This is a genomic window from Neisseria sp. HMSC067H09 (assembly GCF_001814135.1).
Classification (GTDB): domain Bacteria; phylum Pseudomonadota; class Gammaproteobacteria; order Burkholderiales; family Neisseriaceae; genus Neisseria.
Genome location: NZ_KV814923.1, coordinates 21,681 through 25,761, shown reverse-complemented (window position 1 = coordinate 25,761; position 4,081 = coordinate 21,681). Strand labels below are relative to the sequence as shown.

The window sequence follows — 4,081 nt, the reverse complement described above, 5'->3', positions numbered from 1 at the left end:
CAATATGGATAAGGCAGCCGTTACCCCGACAGCAAAAAGCCTGAATCAAATCCAGCAAACGGAACAACAGTTTGAATATGAAACGCAACAAAGGCAGTTGGCGCAATCCCAATCGCGCGGGATGGTTTTATCCTGATGTAACGAAGGTAGCAAAAGGTCGTCTGAAACCTTGTTTTAGGGTTTCAGACGACCTTTTGCTACAATAAGGCTTTTCCGTTTTGCAAGGCATTCCTATGAGCAAATCCGCCGTTTCCCCGATGATGCAGCAGTATCTCGACATCAAATCGCAGCACGCCGACAAGCTGGTGTTTTACCGCATGGGTGATTTTTACGAGCTGTTTTTGGATGATGCGGTGGAGGCGGCGAAGTTGTTGGACATCACCCTGACCACGCGCGGGCAGATGGACGGTGTGCCGATTAAGATGGCGGGCGTGCCGTTTCACGCGGCGGAGCAGTATCTGGCGCGGCTGGTGAAGATGGGCAAAAGCGTGGCGGTGTGCGAGCAGGTGGGTGAAGTCGGCGCGGGCAAAGGGCCGGTGGAGCGCAAAGTCGTGCGCATCGTGACGCCCGGCACGCTGACCGACGCGGCGTTTTTGGAAGACAAGGAAACCAACCGCATCGCGGCGGTGAACGCGGATAAAAAACACATCGCCATCGCGTGGGCATCTTTGCAAAGCGGCGAATTCAAAACCAAGCTGACGACGGCGGACAAGCTCGCCGACGAGCTGGCGCGTTTGCAGGCGGCGGAAATCCTGTTGCCCGAAGGCAAAAGCCTGCCTGATGGTTTTCAGACGACCTCCGCCAACATCACGCGCCTGAATTCATGGCAGTTTGCCGCCGACGCGGGCGCGAAATTATTGACCGAATACTTCGGCTGTCAAGACCTGCACGGCTTCGGTTTGGACGGCAAAGAACACGAAGCCGCCGTCGGTGCGGCGGGCGCGCTGTTGAACTACATCCGCCTGACGCAAAACCTGATGCCGCAACACTTAGACGGCATTTCGCTCGAAACCGACAGCCAATATATCGGCATGGACGCCGCCACGCGCCGCAATCTCGAAATCACGCAAACCCTCTCCGGCAAAAAATCGCCGACCCTGTTTTCCATACTCGACGGCTGCGCCACCCACATGGGCAGCCGCCTCTTGGCACTCTGGCTGCACCACCCCTTACGCAGCCGCGCCCACATCCGCGCCCGCCAAGAAGCCGTTGCCGCGCTGGGTTCGCAATACGAAACCCTGCAAGGCCGTCTGAAAAACATCGCGGACATCGAACGCATCGCCGCCCGCATCGCCGTCGGCAACGCCCGCCCGCGCGACCTCGCCGCCTTGCGCGACAGCCTGTTTGCCCTGTCCGAAATCGAATTGTCCGCCGAGGGCAGCAGTCTCTTAGAAACCCTCAAAGCCGTTTTTCCCGAAACCCTGCCCGTCGCCGAAACCCTCAAAGCCGCCGTGATGCCCGAACCCGCCGTCTGGCTCAAAGATGGCGGCGTCATCAACCAAGGCTATTCGGCAGAACTCGACGAGTTGCGCCACATCCAAAATCACGGCGACGAATTCCTGCTCGACCTCGAAGCGCGCGAACGCGAACGCACCGGCCTTTCCACCCTCAAAGTCGAGTTCAACCGCGTCCACGGCTTCTACATCGAGTTATCCAAAGTCCAGGCCGAGCAAGCCCCCGCCGACTACCAACGCCGCCAGACCCTGAAAAACGCCGAACGCTTCATCACCCCCGAACTCAAAACCTTCGAAGACAAAGTCCTGACCGCGCAAGAGCAGGCATTGGCATTGGAAAAACGCCTGTTTGAAGCCCTCCTCAAAGACATTCAGACGACCCTTCCCCAGCTTCAAAAAGCCGCCAAAGCCGCCGCCGCCCTCGACGTACTCTCCACCTTCGCCGCCACCGCCGCCGAACGCGGCTTCGTCTGCCCCGAGTTCGCCGACTACCCCGTCATCCATATCGAAAACGGCCGCCATCCCGTCGTCGAGCAGCAAGTGCGCCACTTCACCGCCAACCACACCCGCCTCGACCACAAACACCGCCTCATGCTCCTGACCGGCCCCAACATGGGCGGCAAATCCACCTACATGCGCCAAGTCGCCCACATCGTCCTCATGGCGCACACCGGCAGCTTCGTCCCCGCCGATGCCGCCCAAATCGGACCCATCGACCAAATCTTCACCCGCATCGGCGCCTCCGACGACCTCGCCTCCAACCGCTCCACCTTCATGGTTGAAATGAGCGAAACCGCCTACATCCTCCACCACGCCACCGACCAATCCCTCGTCCTCATGGACGAAGTCGGACGCGGCACCTCCACCTTCGACGGCCTCGCCCTCGCGCACGCCATCGCCGAACACCTGCTGCAAAAAAACAAATCCTTCAGCCTCTTCGCCACCCACTATTTCGAACTGACCAAACTGCCCGAAGCCCACGCAACGGCAGTCAACATGCACCTCTCCGCACTCGAACAAGGACAAGACATCGTCTTCCTCCACCACATCGAACCCGGCCCCGCCAGCAAAAGCTACGGCATCGCCGTCGCCAAACTCGCCGGCCTGCCCAACCGCGCCCTCAAAGCCGCCCAAAAACATCTGGACGAGCTCGAAGCCCAAGCCGCCGCCGTCCGCCCGCAGTTGGACATCTTCAGCACCCTGTCGTCTGAAAACGAATACAGCGGGTTTAGCCCCAACGAAACGGCGGACATCGCCCCCCAAACCGCCGCAAGCCAAGAAAACAACCCTGCCCACCACGCACTCGCCGAAGCCCTAAACCAAATCCGCCCCGACGACCTCACCCCACGCGAAGCCTTGGATGCACTGTACCGCCTCAAGCAGATTGCCGAAGGCGGGGAATAAACGCGTTGGTTTATATAAAACAAGGTCGTCTGAAAAATTTCAGACGACCTTAATTTGTACCCGAACCTGCCCCTCTCCCGTAGCGTGGGCTTTGCCCACTAAATAAATAACAGACACAGTTCCCGATTCAACAACCTGCCCCCTCTCCCGTCCAGCGGGAGAGGGCCGGGGAGAGGGTGGCTTTATGGACTAAACGAATCCGATTTTACCTAAACCCACAAAGCCACCCCCATCCTAACCTTCCCCTGCCGGATGGGGGAAGGAACAAGCTGCCTTACAGTCACCCGTAGCGTGGGCTTTGCCCACGAAAGGAAAACAAATTAGATTGTTGTCCAACAATGGATGGTTAGACGGCAGATTTCGTGGGCAAAGCCCACGCTACTTGAGTTATCCCAAACCCGCGTTAATTGAATAAAAGGTCGTCTGAAAACGAGTATGAACGAGTTTCTCTAAAAACCTTGATCTCAAAGTTTTCAGACGAGCTATTTCAACAGGTTTTTCAAAGCCAAGCGCACGCCTTCGCCGACTTCCGTGCCTTTGGGGATGCCTTTGATGGCGGCTTTTGCTTCGCGTTCGTTGTAACCCAACGCAATCAGGGTGTTGACGATGTCGTCCGTTTCGTCGGCAGCAGGCGCGGCGGTGAAAAGCCCGTCGGCAGCAGTATGGGAAACCAGTTTGCCGCGCAGTTCCAAAACCATGCGTTCGGCGGTCTTTTTGCCGATGCCCGGGGCGGAGGATAGGCGTTTGATGTCTTCGTCGGCAACCGCGCGGGCAAGCTCATCGGCGGACATGGCGGAGAGTATGCCCAGCGCGGTTTTCGCACCGATGCCGCTGACTTTGACCAATTGGCGGAACGTCGCCCGTTCGTCGGCAGTCGCAAAACCGAACAATAAATGCGCGTCTTCACGGACGACAAGCTGGGTGTAAAGCTGCACGGTTTCGCCCAAGGCGGGCAGGTTGTAGAAAGTCTGCATGGATACGTCGGCTTCGTAGCCGACGCCGTTGACGTCGATGACGATTTGCGGCGGGTTTTTCTCGATGAGCCTGCCGGTCAGTCTGCTGATCATGGGGATTCCGTTAGGGAGTTGGGTAAAAAGGTCGTCTGAAACCTAGATGCCGACTGGCAACAGGGTTTCAGACGACCGTGATTGTAGCAGTTTCTCAAGGACGTATCGGCCAAACTGCTTTGCGGCAAAGGTCGTCTGAAACCTGAATCTTGGTTT

2 protein-coding genes are annotated in these 4,081 nt (G+C 57.9%); one reads left to right on the top strand and one right to left on the bottom strand.

Annotated elements, in window-relative coordinates; genetic code table 11:
• The first annotated feature begins 233 nt into the window (after positions 1 to 233).
• Positions 234 to 2,858 carry a DNA mismatch repair protein MutS gene (gene mutS / locus HMPREF2954_RS07685; RefSeq protein ID WP_045074975.1) on the top strand — a complete coding sequence of 875 codons (2,625 nt, stop codon included), beginning with the start codon at positions 234 to 236 and terminating at the stop codon, positions 2,856 to 2,858.
• Between the two features lie 482 nt (positions 2,859 to 3,340).
• On the opposite strand, the gene ruvA is transcribed toward mutS, so the two are convergent.
• Positions 3,341 to 3,925 (bottom strand): Holliday junction branch migration protein RuvA, encoded by a 585-nt coding sequence (gene ruvA / locus HMPREF2954_RS07680; protein WP_045074972.1) that lies wholly within the window; start codon positions 3,923 to 3,925, stop codon positions 3,341 to 3,343.
• Between the last annotated feature and the right edge of the window lie 156 nt (positions 3,926 to 4,081).

Bases quoted from the DNA above. Each gene is read 5' to 3' on its own strand.
- mutS (WP_045074975.1), top strand. From the start codon at position 234: ATGAGCAAATCCGCCGTTTCCCCGATGATGCAGCAGTATCTCGACATC.
- ruvA (WP_045074972.1), bottom strand. From the start codon at position 3,925: ATGATCAGCAGACTGACCGGCAGGCTCATCGAGAAAAACCCGCCGCAA.